This is a genomic window from Dellaglioa sp. CoH-57-MRSF-16, from assembly GCF_056782055.1.
Genome location: NZ_JBXAXZ010000003.1, coordinates 1 through 17,502 on the forward strand (window position 1 = coordinate 1; position 17,502 = coordinate 17,502).

General features: G+C 33.6%; 19 protein-coding genes, 1 tRNA gene and 1 other RNA gene. 5 read left to right on the plus strand and 16 right to left on the minus strand.

Annotated elements, in window-relative coordinates; all coding sequences use genetic code 11:
- Positions 1-104 precede the first annotated feature (104 nt).
- Entirely contained in the window at positions 105-683 is a 579-nt protein-coding gene (locus AC1RPH_RS03690) for a TMEM175 family protein (protein WP_409022266.1), read from the minus strand.
- A gap of 249 nt (positions 684-932) precedes the next feature.
- Between AC1RPH_RS03690 and AC1RPH_RS03695 the strand changes: the two genes are divergently transcribed.
- Positions 933-1,229, plus strand: a complete 297-nt coding sequence (locus AC1RPH_RS03695) for a bacteriocin immunity protein (RefSeq protein WP_481761412.1) — start codon at positions 933-935, stop codon at positions 1,227-1,229.
- A gap of 332 nt (positions 1,230-1,561) precedes the next feature.
- On the opposite strand, the gene ssrA is transcribed toward AC1RPH_RS03695, so the two are convergent.
- Positions 1,562-1,932: a transfer-messenger RNA gene (gene ssrA / locus AC1RPH_RS03700) on the minus strand.
- Positions 1,933-2,056: 124 nt separating this feature from the next.
- Here ssrA and AC1RPH_RS03705 point away from each other — a divergent pair.
- Complete coding sequence (locus tag AC1RPH_RS03705; protein WP_481761413.1) at positions 2,057-2,686, plus strand: NAD(P)-dependent oxidoreductase; 630 nt, start codon at positions 2,057-2,059, stop codon at positions 2,684-2,686.
- A 97-nt stretch (positions 2,687-2,783) separates the two neighbouring features.
- Here the strand turns inward: AC1RPH_RS03705 and AC1RPH_RS03710 are convergent, their stop codons facing one another.
- The 4 genes from AC1RPH_RS03710 to AC1RPH_RS03725 form a co-directional block, all read right to left on the minus strand.
- Entirely contained in the window at positions 2,784-3,590 is an 807-nt protein-coding gene (locus AC1RPH_RS03710; protein WP_409022263.1) for a Cof-type HAD-IIB family hydrolase, read from the minus strand.
- A 101-nt stretch (positions 3,591-3,691) separates the two neighbouring features.
- The gene (locus AC1RPH_RS03715) at positions 3,692-4,498 is read right to left on the minus strand and encodes a Cof-type HAD-IIB family hydrolase (RefSeq protein ID WP_481761414.1); all 807 of its coding nucleotides are present in this window, start codon (positions 4,496-4,498) and stop codon (positions 3,692-3,694) included.
- Positions 4,499-4,531: 33 nt separating this feature from the next.
- Positions 4,532-4,810: a hypothetical protein gene (locus AC1RPH_RS03720; RefSeq protein WP_409022261.1), complete on the minus strand. Its 279-nt coding sequence runs from the start codon at positions 4,808-4,810 to the stop codon at positions 4,532-4,534.
- A 123-nt stretch (positions 4,811-4,933) separates the two neighbouring features.
- A complete protein-coding gene (locus tag AC1RPH_RS03725) occupies positions 4,934-6,316 on the minus strand; it encodes a L,D-transpeptidase family protein (RefSeq protein WP_481761415.1) in 1,383 nt (460 codons plus the stop codon).
- Between the two features lie 440 nt (positions 6,317-6,756).
- Here AC1RPH_RS03725 and trpX point away from each other — a divergent pair, with 440 nt between their 5' ends.
- Genes trpX through AC1RPH_RS03740 form a run of 3 tightly spaced genes read left to right on the plus strand, consistent with a single transcriptional unit; the run spans position 6,757 to position 9,415 of the window.
- Positions 6,757-7,758: a tryptophan ABC transporter substrate-binding protein gene (gene trpX / locus AC1RPH_RS03730; RefSeq protein WP_481761416.1), complete on the plus strand. Its 1,002-nt coding sequence runs from the start codon at positions 6,757-6,759 to the stop codon at positions 7,756-7,758.
- Positions 7,755-8,648, plus strand: a complete 894-nt coding sequence (locus AC1RPH_RS03735) for an ABC transporter permease (protein ID WP_481761417.1) — start codon at positions 7,755-7,757, stop codon at positions 8,646-8,648. The genes trpX and AC1RPH_RS03735 overlap by 4 nt, the downstream gene beginning before the upstream one ends.
- Complete coding sequence (locus tag AC1RPH_RS03740; RefSeq protein WP_481761418.1) at positions 8,645-9,415, plus strand: ABC transporter ATP-binding protein; 771 nt, start codon at positions 8,645-8,647, stop codon at positions 9,413-9,415. The genes AC1RPH_RS03735 and AC1RPH_RS03740 overlap by 4 nt, the downstream gene beginning before the upstream one ends.
- 36 nt (positions 9,416-9,451) lie before the next feature.
- Here the strand turns inward: AC1RPH_RS03740 and AC1RPH_RS03745 are convergent, their stop codons facing one another.
- From AC1RPH_RS03745 to AC1RPH_RS03790, 10 genes are all read right to left on the minus strand, one after another.
- Positions 9,452-10,618 (minus strand): MDR family MFS transporter, encoded by a 1,167-nt coding sequence (locus AC1RPH_RS03745; RefSeq protein ID WP_481761419.1) that lies wholly within the window; start codon positions 10,616-10,618, stop codon positions 9,452-9,454.
- A 27-nt stretch (positions 10,619-10,645) separates the two neighbouring features.
- A complete protein-coding gene (locus AC1RPH_RS03750; protein WP_481761420.1) occupies positions 10,646-11,920 on the minus strand; it encodes a cation:dicarboxylate symporter family transporter in 1,275 nt (424 codons plus the stop codon).
- Positions 11,921-12,061: 141 nt separating this feature from the next.
- Complete coding sequence (locus AC1RPH_RS03755) at positions 12,062-12,544, minus strand: universal stress protein (RefSeq protein ID WP_481761421.1); 483 nt, start codon at positions 12,542-12,544, stop codon at positions 12,062-12,064.
- 41 nt (positions 12,545-12,585) lie between these two features.
- Positions 12,586-12,759, minus strand: a complete 174-nt coding sequence (locus AC1RPH_RS03760; protein WP_409022253.1) for a hypothetical protein — start codon at positions 12,757-12,759, stop codon at positions 12,586-12,588.
- 56 nt (positions 12,760-12,815) lie between these two features.
- Entirely contained in the window at positions 12,816-13,967 is a 1,152-nt protein-coding gene (locus tag AC1RPH_RS03765; protein WP_481761422.1) for an aminotransferase class I/II-fold pyridoxal phosphate-dependent enzyme, read from the minus strand.
- Positions 13,968-14,056: 89 nt separating this feature from the next.
- On the minus strand, positions 14,057-15,736 hold the full coding sequence (locus AC1RPH_RS03770) for an oleate hydratase (RefSeq protein ID WP_481761423.1): 1,680 nt from the start codon (positions 15,734-15,736) through the stop codon (positions 14,057-14,059).
- Between the two features lie 3 nt (positions 15,737-15,739).
- Positions 15,740-16,084, minus strand: a complete 345-nt coding sequence (locus AC1RPH_RS03775) for an ArsR/SmtB family transcription factor (protein ID WP_409022250.1) — start codon at positions 16,082-16,084, stop codon at positions 15,740-15,742.
- Between the two features lie 178 nt (positions 16,085-16,262).
- Complete coding sequence (locus tag AC1RPH_RS03780; RefSeq protein WP_481761424.1) at positions 16,263-16,964, minus strand: ribonuclease H family protein; 702 nt, start codon at positions 16,962-16,964, stop codon at positions 16,263-16,265.
- Between the two features lie 147 nt (positions 16,965-17,111).
- The gene (locus AC1RPH_RS03785) at positions 17,112-17,264 is read right to left on the minus strand and encodes a hypothetical protein (RefSeq protein ID WP_409022248.1); all 153 of its coding nucleotides are present in this window, start codon (positions 17,262-17,264) and stop codon (positions 17,112-17,114) included.
- 151 nt (positions 17,265-17,415) lie between these two features.
- Positions 17,416-17,487, minus strand: a tRNA-Asn gene (locus AC1RPH_RS03790).
- Positions 17,488-17,502: the final 15 nt, after the last annotated feature.

The window sequence follows — 17,502 nt, forward strand, 5'->3', positions numbered from 1 at the left end:
GGACATACAAAAATCCCTCCATGATTATCGGATGAAATTATATTATTTCATCTGACAACCATAAAGGGATTATTACACAAGAAATTTCTTGTTGGAACTTTTTTTCATTTGTCTTTATAGAAATTTTCAATTAATCGATTAGGTATAAACCAAATTGATGGTACAATCAGACAAAAAATTAACACCAACTCTGGTTTAATAAATACTGACATCAATCCAATAAGTGAAAAAGATAACGACACCCATGTTTTATTGTCATTTTTAATTGCTTTTGCTAAATTTGATTCAGGCCCATTTGCTCGAAGTAATTCATTAGTTAATACTACATACATAATATTAAATAATAGAAAGACAAGGCCATATAAAAAGGCAGGCGCAAATTTATTATAATGTTCACCAACCCAGCTTGTTGCAAATGGCATGAATGACATTACAAACATAAATCCAGTATTAACAATCAACACCCGCCCATTGATTTTATCCGCCAATTGAAACATGTGATGATGATTATTCCAGGTGACACCAATTAAAAAGAAACTTAATACGTAAGCTAAAAAAGTACTTTGAAGCGGTATTAAATCTGAAAATGTGTCTCCCTCTGGTGCTTTTAACTCTAAAACCATGATTGTCATAATAATAGCAACTACAGCATCTGTGAACGCTTCAACTCTACCTTTTGACATACGAACCCCCTAAATTTTTATAAATTTAGTATTACAAAGATTAGTCATTAAATCAACTAAAAATAATTCCACTTTTTAAAGATAAAATATACTTCCAACAAATATGGCAGGCATAAACTGGTAGGTTAATTTATATTTTAATGATCAACTGGGACCATATTTATCATTTATTATGTTAACTATTTCTCTTTAATTTATATATTTTAATATATTATTAGTTAATACAAATAAATTAAGGAGTTCTAGTCTATGAATAAATTAAAATGGTTTTCCGGCGGAGATGATCGTGGAAAACAGGCCGAACAAATTATTACCGATTTATTAACTGATTTAAGTACAAATAATGGTAATAATACACTTAAAATTACGTTACAAGCTTATCTCGAAGAACTAAAACAAAAACGTTCTTCTGTTCCATTCATTTTAAGTCGCATGAACTTAGATCTTTCTAAAGCCATCAGGAATGATGAACAACCTTTATCTGACAATCAATCTAAAAAATTAAAAGAGTTAACCTCTATCTCCAATATTAGATATGGTTACTAACTATATTCTTTCTTGGTTTATACCTTTATTTTAATATAAAGTTCGTAAAAAACGACTACTTACAAAAATAATCCTTTGTAAATGGTCATTTTTTGTGTCCGTAATTTCTAACAAATTAATTTATTTTTTCATAATAGACCTCTAATTTTATGGCAAAATAAAAAAGATAACTCGTCGAATCAAGTCATCTTTTCATCTGTTATGTTGAATAGGATTGTCAAAAATCACCTTAAAAACACCTTAATTTGCATTCAAACTCATTCAATCTTATTCAAACTTTTAAAATGCAAAAGTGATATTTTATAAGGCTTTTCAACCTTATTCAAACTGTAAAATGGAGATGGCGGGAGTCGAACCCGCGTCCAAGCATATTGCCACTCAAACATCTACGTTCATAGTTATACTATTTAAAATTCGCCAACCGTAGCGCCGTATAACAGGGCTAACACGTCTGACTAACCTGATTAGTCTCTTTTAACTTCTCCAGGTGGAAGAAGTTAACGTAAGTCCACTTAATTTAGGACCCAGATCTAGCACATGGACGATACTAGGAGGATCTACGTTAGAGCGCTATTAAGCAGCTAAAGCGTAAGTATTACTATTATTTTTTGCAGTTATAATTTAACTGAGCGTTTTAACGAAGACGCAAACTTCGAAACGCAATCCAAGCTCAACCTATACCTGTCGAATCCTGAACATCCCCATAACAACTATAAACATACCATATTTATCAGTTAAAATAAAGATGTAACCTGACGACTTATTCTTTGACAAAAAAATGTCATTCAACTATTGTGAAGACAGTTACTTAGAAAGGGAGTTATAAAATGAAAATTGGAATTATTGGTGCAACTGGTAAACAAGGACAATCTACATTAAAAGAGGCAGTTTCTCGTCATTTAGATGTTACTGCTATTATTAGAAATAAAAGCAAATTAACAGAAGATGTTCCTTTTATAGAAAAAGATCTTTTCAAGTTAACAACTGCTGATTTAGAATTATTTGATGTTATTGTAGATGCTTTTAACGCTCCATTTGGTCAAGAAAATCTTCATCAAACATCATTAAAACATTTAACGGATATCTTAGCTGATACTAAGGTTAAGCTCGTTATTGTTGGTGGCGCAAGTAGTCTTTTCGTTGATTCTGAAAAAACACTGTTACTTGGTGATACACCTGACTTCCCTGAAGGTGCTAAAGCAACAGCCAAAAATATGCGTGATGCTTTAGTCACACTCCGTACCGTTTCAAATGTAGATTGGGTCTATATTTCACCAGCTGCATTTTTCAATCCTAGTGGCGAAAAAACAGGCCACTATCAAATTGCCGGTGACGTTTTAACAATGAATTCACAAGGTAATAGTGAAATTAGCTATGCCGACTTCTCTATCGCATTGGTTGATGAAATTGAATCTAATTCACATCATCAAGAACGTTTTAGCGTTGTTTCTAAATAAATTTAATTATCTGCCACTTTCACAAGAAAGTGGTTTTTTTTGTAAAAAAATAAGTGATAATCATCACTTATTTTTACGTCATTATCTAAATTATATTTTAATATTTACCTGCTAAAACGTCATCAATTAAATCTAAGACGCTATCATCTTGATTTGAACCGATACGATGATTTGCCATTTTAGCTGCCATATTTGAAGACTTTTCCATTGCAAAACTTAATGGTGTGTATGCCAACATCTCAGCATCATTATCATTATCTCCAACGGTTACTACTTCATCATCTTTTACATCCCATAATTCTTGCAAAGCATTTAACCCATTTTGTTTTGTTGCCTCTTTAACATTGATATCAATAAATCCAAAACCAGAAACTTTTGCAACTAATGATTCATCAACATTTTCTTTTAATTTAACCGCAAATGTTTTATATTCGTCAATGGGGCCATTAATCGTAACTTTAGAAATAGTTTTTTCAACCTTACTTAAATTAGGGACCTTAATAATGTCTGGATAGTACGTATTAGCCATTTCTACAAAGTTATCAGACTCACTTGCATCAATATACCCACTCTCATCTGTTGATGCTAAGATTCCATAATTTGGCGATACCTTTTGGATATATAAAACTGTTTTTTCAAATACGGCTGGATCAATATTAAATGATCTGATATGGGTGTTGCCATCATAAATAACCGCACCGTTATCTGAAACGTAACCTATTTCACCAGAGATACGTTTAAAAATATCTTTAATTTTCATAACTTGATTTCCACTTGCTACCACGAAATGAATCCCTTTATTTTTTAGTTCAACTAATTGGTGACTAAATCTAACTTCATCAAACGTTTTATTATCTCTTAAAAATGTACCATCTAAATCCACTGCAATTATCTTGACTGTCAAAATTACATTCCTCCGATTATGCTTTAATAACTCTATTATACTGCATAAGTAAACGGATACAAAGAACTAAAAAGAAACGCCCCTTGGAAAAGAACGTTTCTTTACAATTTATGATTTAAAATATCATCAATGCTATCCAAAACACTATCATTTTGATTCAACCCAATGATGTGTTTTGCTGTTTTTTTAGCTAACTTTGATCCGCTAGCCATAGAAAAACTATTCGGCGTGAACGCCAACATTTCTTGATCATTATCATTATCCCCAAATGTCGCAACTTCTTCATCCAAGATTTGCCAACGATTTTGTAGTAAATTTATGCCGTTTTTCTTTGTCGCGTTCACTAAATTAATATCAATATAACCAAATCCAGACGCTTTTGCTTGAAGTTTATTATTCATTTCAGTATTTAATTGTAATGATATTCTTTCATATAACGACACGGGAAAATGACCCGTCAGCATAGAAATTCCTTGATTAAGTGATACCAAATTATCGACTCCGGTTACTTTCGGATAATAATCATTTACATCTTGAATAAATGTATCAGATTCCCGTTTATCATAGAAACCTCCTTGATTATTAACCGCTAATAGTCCTATTTCAGTGAATGTTTCCTTCAAATACTGAATCGTTTCTTGATAGAGACTATTTTCAAAAATGTATTCTTTCAATAACTCTTTTGCATCTTGAATGACTGCTCCATTTTCAGCAACGTAACCAATTTTATCTTTAATTTCTTTAAAATATTGTTCAATGGCTAAGGTTGGATTCCCACTTGCTACCACAAAATGTATTCCCTGTTGTTGCATCCTTTCAAATTGATGCGAAAATCTTTCTTTATCGTATGATTTATCATCCCTTAAAAATGTACCATCTAAATCTACTGCAATTAATTTAATCGTCATCCCTGCCACCTCTAACGTTATTATACATGATTTCTATACATAACTATATTCTTCAAATGGCGTATCAAACCAGTCATAACGCATTATAATTTGCATGACTCGATTCACAGGAATCCACAATCCCGACCGTAAAATATCTTTCATTGTCTCTAGAAATATCTTGTCATTTTTTGTACTATTTGGTTGTTTAATTTTTATAATTTCTGAATTTTCAGTTTTTACAGTAATAATATGATTGTTCAACGCAATGACTTGTGCAGAAACGATATTATCACTTATTAATTTATTATCTTTGTTTTTATCTATTTTCATTTTGTTAAACTTCCTTTCTGGTATAGGTTCATACTACCTTGGCTTTATGACTTATCTATGAAGTTATTAATAATAAATCATTAAAAAAAGCTTAACCAGTTTAAGAACTGATTAAGCCTTAAATTAATAAACAACAACAGGTTCGTTTTGTGAAACGTTCGCAAATAAAGTTGCCATTGCGGCTGGTTTTGTATTAACACAACCACCAGAACCATCTTTAAGATAAGCTGTTTTAGACCAATTTGTTCTCCAACTAGCGTCATGGAAACCAATTCCACTATTTGTGAATTGAGCCCAGTAACTAACTTTGACAGAATAATTAGCTTTACCAACTTCACTACCTTTAAGTATTGATGGCGTTTGTTTGTACATAATATACCAAACACCCTTAGTTGTATCTTCACCAGTACTATGTTTACCAGTTGCAACATCAGTTGTTAAAACAACCTTGCCATTTTTATGGATCCAAACTTTCTGCTGCGCAATTGACACTTCAGCATACGTATCTCCAAGTCCATCATTTGCAGTCGTTGTGTAACCAGTTCCATAAGTATTATAGCCAACACCATATTTATCATTGGTTGCGTCAATAGCTGCAGTACCATCTTCTAACGCTGTCAAAACATGTGTCACTGAGTCATTCATTCCAAGGGCCCAACCATATGATTGTCCACTAACTGGAACAGTACTTCCTGTAGCCGTTTTAAAATTATACTTTTTATTCAATGTTGCTTGTTTCTTATTAATTTCATCTACTTTTGCAGAAATACCACTCGTATCAACAACATATTTACCATCTTCAACAGTTGCTTGCTTAAGAATATCTGCACCCTTCAACGTATACTTCGTTGATTGAACGGTATAAACAGTCTGTCTAGCAGCTAGTGTATCCAATTTTTCAGTATCAGCTTTAACTGTTTTACTGTCAGCAGATAAAGGTTGGAGTTCAGTATCCTTCAACTTCGTAATGCTACTATAGCCAGCCTTATCATAGGCAGCTAAAATTTGCTTAACATTATATTGATTCCCTTTTTTCCCAGGTGTTACTGATACTTTTCCATTTTTTAAAATGGGACTTGCATCAACAGCCACTGTTCTTGTTTTATTTAACTTTGTTAGTTGGGTTTTTAATTGTGCTTTTAATTGATCCTTAACTGTTGTATTCAACTTTTGTGGAACAATCGCATAATTTTTCTTAACATTTGAAGGAAGAATGGTACGTTGCTTCTTCAACAATGCTTTAATCGCTGGCTTATCTTCATCAGTAAAACCAGTTGTTGTATCTTTTGCATCGACTATTTTTGTTTTACCTACATAAATAACATTTTTTGACGTTTCATTTTTTAACTTACTAATAACTTTATCAACACTTAATCCACTGACATCTGTATCATTAATTGTGATGCCTTTATTAAAATGCATACTTTGATTGAAACTTGCTCCACCAAGAATTCCCAAAACTAAAATACTTCCGATACTAATACCAATCTTTAACGATTTTTTCATAGTTTTTCACCTCATATTATGAATTCATAGTGCGCTATTCCCAATAAAAATATCATACCGCACTATGAATGTCGAATCAATTTTGTTGTTTTCTAAATTATACTCTTTATAACTTTTAAAATCTTTTAAATAATATTTGACAATAATATCAGATTTATCTATACTACATTTATCAACTAACTCAGAGAGGAAATCAAGCCTATGACTTATTCACAAGTAAAACTTAATAATCGTTGGCAAAGCCGGTTATTCAGATTGTAGTCTGTTTTTTACAGATATAATCTGTCTATTCAGATTGTATCTGTATATCGGTTTGGTTTCTATAAATCAAAACCCCTGTATGGATATCAGTATATTCATGCGGGGGTTTTGTCTTTCAAGACGGCCCTCGAATCTGAGGACTGTCTTTTTTTATTAAAAATTAAAGGGGTACTTATAAAATGAAACGATTAATTGGAACCATTATTGCGTTATTTTTATTCTTAGTGATTGCTTTTTTCTCAACACTTCAACCAACAACATTTTCAAACGCTAAAGGAGTACCAACAATTGGTATTCTTCAATTAACAACACATCCTGCACTGGATGCGATTCATAAAGGAATTATTGCTGGATTAGAAAAAGAAGGTTACGTACCTGGTAAGTCTGTGAATATTGATTTCCAAAATGCTGAAGCTGATCAAAGTAATTTAAAATCAATGAGTGACAAGTTTAATAATGAAAATGTTAATCTCATGATTGGTATCGCAACACCCTCTGCACAATCTTTAGCTAATGTAACTAAAAAAACACCAATTATTTTAGGTGCCGTTACTGATCCAAAAGGTTCTGGTTTAGTTAGCAACAATCAGAAACCAGGTAATAATATCACCGGTGTTTCTGATCAAGCACCTATTAAAGCACAGTTAGCTTTAATGAAGGAACTAATACCTAATATGAAAACCGTGGGTGTCCTTTACACATCAAGTGACGATTCAGCTACAAAACAGTATCAACAATTTAAATCTGCAGCAATCAAATCAGGCTTAGAAGTTAAATCGGCAACAATTACCTCTACAAATGATGTTGACCAAGTGTCACAATCGCTCGTAGCATCTGTTGATGCCGTTTATGTCCCCACGGATAACACAGTAGCATCAAGTATGCAGACTCTCGTTAAAAATGCGACACAAGCTAAAATTCCAATTTTCCCTGCAGTAGATACAATGGTCAAAAATGGCGGCTTGGCAACTATTAGTATTAACCAATATGATTTAGGTGTAGCCACTGGTAAAATGGCTGCTGCCGTTCTTTCTGGAAAAAGTGTCCCTGCAACAACACCAATTAATTTTGTAAAAAAAGGTGATCTTGTTATTAATTTGAAAACAGCAAAGGCCTTAAATATTACAATTCCACAAGCATTAATTGATCAAGCCAAAAATAAAGGAGAGTTAATCAAATGACAATTATTGTATCTGCTATCGGACAAGGACTCCTATGGGGGGTTTTAGGTCTTGGTCTTTATCTTTCATTTAGAATTTTAGACTTTCCTGATATGACTGTCGAAGGTACTTTTCCAATGGGCGCCAGCGTAACTGTGATTTGTCTAATCCACGGAGTTAACCCGCTTCTGGCCACATTCTTTGCATTTCTAGCAGGGACACTAGCTGGTCTAGCCACCGGGTTACTTTATACAAAAGGTAAAATTCCGATTTTATTAGCTGGAATCCTTGTCATGACAAGTTTATATTCAATTAACCTACGAATTTTAACAAAAGCAAATATCAGTTTACTTGGACAAAATACAATTTTTTCTGCTCACTTTCTAACTAATCTTCCTGCATCTTTTGATTCCGTTGTATTAGGGCTCATTCTGGTTATCATTAGTATTGGCTTACTCGCTTTCTTTTTAAATACCGAATTAGGCCAAGCGTTCATCGCAACCGGTGATAATGAAAAAATGGCCCGCTCACTTGGTATCCAAACCGATCGTATGAAGATTTTAGGACTAATGGTTTCAAATGGCTTCATCGGACTTGCCGGTGGGCTAATCGCGCAAAATAATGGCTATGCTGATATCAGTATGGGTATCGGAACGATTGTCATTGGGCTTGCTGCAATTATTATCGGTGAAGTTGTTTTTGGTAACTTATCATTAACAGCACGTTTGGTTGCCGTTGTCATTGGTAGTATTTTCTACCGATTTGTTATTTTAATTGTATTAACATTAGGCTTTAACGCAAACGATTTAAAATTAATTTCTGCTATTATTTTAGCATTCTGTTTAATGTTACCAACTCTCCGAAAAGCGCTAAGACTAAATACTTTGTTTGAAGGAGGCCATTCAAAATGACTGAACCCATTTTTTCACTTTCCAATATCGTCACTACCGTTAATACCGGTACTTCTGAGGAGCAACAAATCTTAAAAAATTTAAACCTCACCATCAATAAAGGCGATTTTATAACTGTAATTGGTACTAATGGCGCTGGTAAATCGACCCTTTTCAATACAATTGCTGGTAATATTAAACCAACGAGTGGCAAAATTATGTTACGCAATAAAAATATTACGAATGAAAATGATATTAAACGGACAAATTATATTAGTCGTGTTTTTCAAGATCCTAAAATGGGCACAGCACCTAGAATGACAGTCGCTGAAAATCTATTATTAGCCTTAAATCGAGGCAGTCGCCGTCGGTTTAAACCTCGTCATTTAAAACAAAAAATGACGCAATTTCGTGAATTAACCGCAAAGATGCCAAATGGTTTATCAGAACATTTAAATACACCTGCTGGAAACTTGTCTGGTGGTCAACGTCAAACATTAAGTTTTTTAATGGCAACTTTGATTCAACCTGACTTACTGCTACTAGATGAACATACGGCCGCCCTCGACCCCAAAACAAGCCAAGAATTATTAAAATTAACCGCCGAAATTGTTGAACAAGAACAATTATCTTGTCTAATGATTACGCATCACTTAGAGGACGCATTATCATATGGTAATCGAACAATTGTCTTAAATGATGGTCAGATTCAATCTGATTTATCAGGTGAAAAACGTGCCAACCTATCTACGACTGATTTATTAGCCTATTTTAATGATTTAGAATAAAAAATACCACAACCTTATAAAAGTTGTGGTATTTTTTTACGATTTTATATTCGCTTTCTTAGTTGCAATAACAACAACTGCCAAGGCAAGTAAGATTAATAATGTCGAACCAACGAACAAACCGTTGTATGACAATCGTTCAATTACGATTCCACCAACTAATGGTCCTAACGCTTTACCAATAGATGCGGCAATATTAATCGTTCCTTGTGCCTTACCTTCTTGACCTGGCTCGGCCAGTTCATTAATCCATGCCGGAATGGCTGGGAATGCGACCATTTCACCTAACGTCAACAAGACCATTGAAAAGACAAAATGAGAAAAGTCTTTCGCAAAAATAAGTGTTGTAAATGATAACGCAAATAAGCCAACACCCATAATAATTTGTCTAAATAATGACTTAGCAATTGTTCTCGTTACAAGCGTCACTAGTGGTTGTCCAAAAACAATGAGTCCTGCATTAATCGTCCATAATAAACTATATTGACTCAATGGAATATCTAACTTATCCATATAAATTGATAAATTACTTTGCCATTGCTCGTAACTCAACCAAATAACCAGGAATGTTAACCACATTGCGCCGATAATCCAAACTTTGGGATTAACACCAGCTGATTGTTCTGATTTTGTTGGTTTCACTTTTTTTCGTATTGGATCAACTCTATACGCTAAAATAGCAGTAATCAAAAATATTGAATATAAAATTAATGCTGATACAAAGACCATTGTGACACTAACTTCAATCACGTATCCAACTAATAATGTCCCAATAACAATCCCTAAATTTAAAGCTAAATAAAAGAGATTAAAAACATATCGACTATCTTTTCTTCTAATTGTGGCCGCAAATGAATTTAAAATTGTTGCCACAATCCCGTTACCAAGACCCAAAATAACTAGCAAAATTGGGTATGCTGGCCAGCCATGCATGAAAACTAAGCCTAATACGGCCAACCATGCAATTACGATTCCTACCAATGTCGCATAATAAGGCCGCCATTTATCAAATAAATAACCACCAGCATAATTACCAATAATAGTCGCAACTGAGTTTATTAATAGTACAATTCCAGAAAATGTTAAACTTTTACCTAAATAGTTATGCATGTAAATTGTTGTTAACGGCCAGACGAAACTTGAACCTGCGCTACTAATCACTGAACCTATTAACAACCATTTTAATTTAATTTCTTTCGTCATTTTTTTCCGAAAGCCCCCTTTTTAAGGTTACTTAATGTTCAATTTTTCTAAATACTTTTGATTCTTTTCACGATCAAATTCATTTTCTGATTGTGCGATAATAACAGCTGCTAATGAATTACCAACAACATTGACGGTTGTACGACCCATATCTATGATTCTATCAACTCCAGCGATAAAAGCCAACCCCGAAGCAGGAACACCAATAGTTGAGATTGTCGCTAATAGGACGACAAATGATGCACCAGGTACTCCAGCCATCCCTTTAGACGTAATCATTAACACAATCAATAATGTAACTTGTTGTCCAATTGATAAATTAATATGGTATGCCTGTGCCAAAAACAGAGCAGCTATTGACTGATAAATTGCTGATCCATCTAGATTAAATGTATATCCTGTTGGAACAACAAAAGAAACAATTCCCTTTTTAACACCAAAATTTTCCATTTTTTCCATAATTTTAGGCAGTGCTGCTTCAGAACTAGCCGTTGAAAAAGCAAGAATCATTTCATCCTTGATTACCTTTAACAAGACGATTAAATTAATTTTAAATAATTTAGCAACAAGACCCATTACTACAATAACAAAAAATATCATCGTTATATAGGTCACAATAATAAAGAACCCTAATGGTTTTAAAGCAGAAACGCCTAATTGTGCTATTGTGACACCAATTAATGCAAAAACACCGATAGGTGCCAATTTCATTACCCAGTTTGTCACTTTGAACATAACTTCAGATACAGCTGAGAAGAAATCAATAATCGGTTTTCCCTTCTCACCTAGCGTTGCTGTCCCGAGTCCAAATAAAACGGAAAAGAAGATAATAGGCAGCATATCACCTTTAACAAGTGCCTCAAAAATATTAGTTGGCACAATATGCATTAAAATCGTACTCAACCCAGTAGAGGTTGAGTTTTCAGTTGTAACATATTGACTAATATCGACTTTATTTAAAGCTGTAATATCTATAAATTGTCCGGGTTTAGTTAAGTTACCAACAATTAATCCTAATGCAATCGCAATTGTTGTCATAATTTCAAAGTAAATTAATGTTTTTCCACCGATTCTACCTAATTTGTGGATATCTCCCATATTGGCGATTCCGACCACTAGACATGAAACAACAATCGGTAAGACAATCATTTTGATCATATTAATAAAGATGGTTCCCAGCGGTTGAAGTGAGTTAATAATGAGTTTATTTTGATACCCAATAGCACCAATAATAATTCCTAAAATTAATCCAATTAAAATTTGCCACCCAAGACTAATTCGGTACGCTTTATAATATTTCAATTTAACCATCCTCACTATATTTTAATTTACTATGGTTAATCTTATCATATATACGAACAATTATGTTATTTTTTTATTAAAAAAGAGCAAAAAACTGTAAAATGAGTTTTTCGCTCTTTTAACATTCATATTTTTAAAATATTATCTGATGACACTAACGGAACATTGTGCATTTTGAGCCATATAACTAGCTTGAGAGCCAATAAATAATTTCTTTGAATTACTTGGCGTATTCGTTTTTGAACCGCAAATTAGAATATCCGGTTTAAAATCTGGAATAACCTTCTCAACAATTTCAGAACCTGGTCTACCAGCAGAAACAATTGCTTGTACATTTTTAACGCCAAAATCATGCGCCTTATCTACATAGCGTTCGATACTTTCTTCAAGTAATTTTTTATTTTCTTTGATAACAACTGGTGACATAGAATCAAAAATATTCATATCACCTGTCTCTAATATTGAAACAATCCCTAAAGGAATTTGTTGTAACTTAGCTAACGCTACCGCATAATTAAAAGCTAAAATTGATGATTCAGAATCATCCTCATCTATGGCAACTAAAACGCGTTTAAAAGTTACCGGTGTTATGTCAAAGTCCAACTTTTCTAATCTATTATTCATATCGTCACTCCTCACTTGTTTTGTTGCCATTATTGATGATTTTACTTACGCCAGTTACTTGGGCTCCAAAGCTGCCCTTCCATTGAGCCATGCAAGCTCTCAATTTCAACTGACTGATCTTTTAATAGCGCAATTGTAGCTTCAATCAATAATTGGTTTTCTTCTGTTTCAATTTTTTTAAGCTCAGCAATTGTCCAGTCAACATTTCCATCCATTTTAATCACTCCTTTTACTCATACAAACGTACCATAATTAGATTAATAAATTGAATTTAATGCTTACTATTTTCCAAGGCGATGATGAGTTTTGCTAACTGTTCATCACTTGCAGCAAAACTTATTCTAAAGTAGCCCTCACCAAATTCTGTGAATGCACTACCTGGAACAACAGCTACCTTTTCTTTCAGAGCAAGTTGCTGACAAAATTCAACTGACGTTAATTTTAGTTTTTTAGGTATTTCAACGAATAAATAAAAGGCGCCATCTGGTTTAATTAAATTATAACCTAATTTTTCTAAGGCTGTTACCAATCTATCACGACGAATATGATAAGCATCTCTCATTGGTACACTATCTTGCTTCCCATTTTTAACAGCTTCAAGTGCAGCTACTTGTGATAAAGTTGCCGCGGTCGTTACGTGATATTGGTGGACCTTTTTCATAGCATTAATTAATCGTTCTTCAGCTAATACAAACCCAATCCGCCAACCGGTCATTGCATGTGATTTAGACAATCCCATTATTAAAATTGTCCCTTCAGGATACAAATTAGCCATGGAAATATGCGGTTGTTCATAGGTTAACTCGCAGTAAATTTCATCGCTCATCACCCAAATGTCATGTTTTTTCAAAACATCTTTAATAGAAGATAACTCAATTTTACCATAAGAAACACCGGTAGGGTTAGTTGGATAATTAAATATAAATCCAACGATAGCTTTATTCTTATTTTCCTGCAATGTCTTTTCAATAAGCTCTGCCGTTACCCTAAAGTTCGTCGTACGTGTATCCATAAAAATAGGTTTAACGCCTTGTAACTGCATTAATGGCAAGTAAGCTGGATAACAAGGAACTGGTACTAAAATGTAATCTCCTGGTGTTGTTACCGTCTTTAATGCTGTAGCAATTGCCTCAGTTGCCCCAACGGTCACTAAAACATTCTTTGCGTCATAAGCCAATTCAAACTTTTCATTATAATAATCAGCAGTTGCCTGTCGTAATTCTGGATTACCAGCTGAGGCTTCATAATGTGTTTGTCCGTTATCAAGCGCTGTTTTTGTAGCGTCCATAATATGTTGAGGTGTGATGAAATTAGGTTCACCTAACGTTAACTTATCGATACCGTCTATTTTGGAGACCCATTCATCAAATCGACGAATACCTGATAATTGTATCTGATCAGCTACTGTATTTATTTTGATCATTAAGACACCTTCTCCGAATTAGAATGAATCTTAATTATACATCAAAAAAATAACGATTTATAAAAATTCTTATAAATCGTTATTTCAACTTATCTAAACATTGTTTTCGTTGCTTTTGCCAAAACTTTTGGCATTTTTTCATAATGATGTAATGGTGTTAATTGCGTATCTGAAATTCCTAAGAACTTATACACAGCAATTTGTGCACAACGGAACGAATACTGTTCTGTAAAGACCATATCAAATGGCATTTCTGCAAATTGACTAATAAAGGCCAAATTCTTTGAATGTTCAGGTACAACGTCAGGACGATCACCAATTGCGCGACGGTTAAATAAGGCACTCGCATATGGCATATAAACAGGTATAACATTAACAACACTATCCATAATTTCATCTGTACGTTGGCTAATATTATTCGTAGCTGTATCTGTTTGAGCCAAATGGCCTAATAATTCTTCTAACATTTCGCGACCAGTCATCTCGATAAATGGTTTTTGAACAAAATCACCCTTGCGACGAGGATATAAACAGTAACCCCAGAATACAGTCTCATTTTCTTTTTGAGCATGGAAATGAGGTTGATGATGAACCACGATTGATAATAAATTATTACTATCAACCCAGGTATTCAATGCATTACCAGGTTCTTGTTGTGTAATCCGTGCAATTTCATTTACTGCTAAATGATTATCAGTTGTGACTGTAAAACTCATCCATTCACTTTGTTGACGATCATTAAAGAATTTATCTGGTTTACCTAAGTTATAGAAATGTTCAGTAGCTTGTTTCCATAATTTAGCACTAGGTGCATAGTCCATATTTTCCACAATCGGTGTATCAATATCGCCCATTGATGAACTATCTGTAATTGAACCATTCGTATCAAATACTAAATCGCCATCATTAATAATGATTTCGCCGACTTTATTATCATTATCGACTTCTTCATATTCAAGACCAGTGACAACAATATCGTCACGTAAAGCTGTATCTTTAAATTTAAATTCAGTTATCTTACGGTTATCCACAAAGGTTACACCACGGTCTGTAAGATATTTACGCATTGGTAAAATAATACTTTCATATTGGTTATATGGTGTTCTTGTAACACCTTCCAATGTGTTAATACGACTGAATTCAAGAATCATTCGGTTCATATAACGACGTAATTCCATTGCTGAACTTTCCTTTTTGAAGGCAAAAGTTGTTTGCCACATATACCAGAAATTAGTTGTAAACATGTGTGGACTATTTTCAAACCATTTTTCAATACTGATATCATTAATCTCTGATTCCTTTGATTCAGGCATCGTCATTAATTTTGTTAGTAAAACGCGATCTCGTGTATTAAATTGCATATGACGATAATCATTCTTACCGCCTTTATTTCTAATACCATCCATTTTATCAATTAAGCGTGCAATATCATGCGTTGGATGTGCATGATCAAAATCTAAAATTTCATCTGTAACTGTCTTTCCAGGATTATCCAATGATGGCACTTCTCGAAGAACATCCCATAAGTTTTCATATGTTTCTTCATTCAACATACGACCACCTTTAGCTAGGAATCCTTTTTGATTACTCAAACCTTGGTTACCATATTCAGTCACATAATCTTTAACTGCAGCGCCATCATTAGCACCATGTTTTTCTAAACCAAACATCGTAATTTGGTCACCATGCCAGCCACCATCACGAATTAAATAGATACCTGCTGCTAAGTTACCAACACCTGTACCAATCATATATGCTTTTTGAGTCATAATCTATTCCTCCTTCGATTTTTCGCCTTCACGAATCATTTTAATTAAATGTTCCAAACGGTTTAATGTTTTTTCAGGTGTTAAAAAGTAAAAACGTTTTAATCCTGTTTGTTTATAATCAATAAGTCCCACATTTTTTAAAACTTTCAAATGATGTGAAACTGCCGGTTGTGATAACGCCATGCGGTCAACCAGCTCAGAAACCGTTAACTCTTGCCGTGACTTAGAACCTAGCAAAATAATTAATCGTTGTCTTTTTTCATCTGCCAAAGCGTTCAAAATATCTAGATTGGAAATAAATTCCTGTAGCGCTTCGGATTGCCCTGGTTCTAATTCTTCAGCTTCCATTGTCAATCATCCCCCTATATCTATCTTCATGAATATAATAACACCACGTTAGAATTTTAGCAACCGCTTTCAGTAAACGTTTTAATTTACTGCCTAATCTTTTTTATTCATCTTAATTTGAATTCATTTAAATAAAAAAAGTGGCTCTCTACATTAGTAGAAATCCACTTCACCTATCTTACATTTTATCCATTGTTTCATTTAATAATTCATCAACTTTATTATTACCTTCATTATCTGCATGACCCTTTGTCCATTCAAAATCAACATTAGTGAAAGCTGGTATTAATTCAGCAACTTGTTGCCAAAGTTCGACATTAAGTACTGTTTGACCATCCGCTTTTTTCCAATTTCGACGTTGCCAACCTACTAACCAATTTTTTTGAATTGCATTCAAGACATACTTCGAATCTAATATAAATACGACGTGTTCTTCTCGTAATCCTAAATCAATTAATTTTTTCATAGCTTGAAGAAATGCCATAATTTCCATATGATTATTAGTTTTACCTTTTTCACCATCTGTACCAGAAAAGGTCTCACCCGGTGTTTTAATATAAAAAGCCCATGCCGCAGTATCTTCTGCTAGGACGTGACCGCCTAATTTATTACCATGATTTCTCGAACCACCATCAGTCCAGACTTGAATTGAATCTGAAGTTAAAGTTACGGATTGATGAACTGCTGTCGCACTTTTTTTACTACCTGTCGCTGTTGGTCTAGGTGCCCCATCATCCATCCAATTTTGGGCTTCATCTCGCGTTTCAAATCCTTTGTATCGTGCCCCATCGTATCCATTAACCAACTTTGCCACATCAGGCCATTTTGTGAAAATACCCGTTTTACGTCCTTTATATACTGCATAAAAATTCTTAGCCAATTTAAATCACTCCATTAGTCAGTTTATTGATTCTTTTATTGTAAGCTAAAAGGCACTAAAAATATATTTAAATAAAAAATACTCATTCTAAAGTATGCAAAAAAACCACCGTTCTAATCAACGGTGGCCATCATTTATTTAACTAAATTATGCTTTTTTTGCTGCAACTGCTGCGTCGTTAGCTTTGCTTTCTTTTAAGAAAGTAGCAAGTTCTTGTTGTTTACGACGACGGTTCTTTTTGTTTGGAGTATTAACTGGACGACGATCGTTACCGACACCTGTATGGTTGTTTGATGACATTTCGCAATCCCCCTTTCTTACAATCTCTTAATTTTAAACTGTATTCAGAAATAATTCAAGTTAATCATTAATTTCTTATAATGGACTCAAAAAATTAAGTTCATAAATAAAAAAAGATAACCGGCAGTAAGTCGATCATCCTCTATGAATACTGCTCAGGTAGGGATCGAACCTACGACATCTTGATTAACAGTCAAGCGTTCTACCGCTGAACTACTGAGCAATCTTTATAATTCAT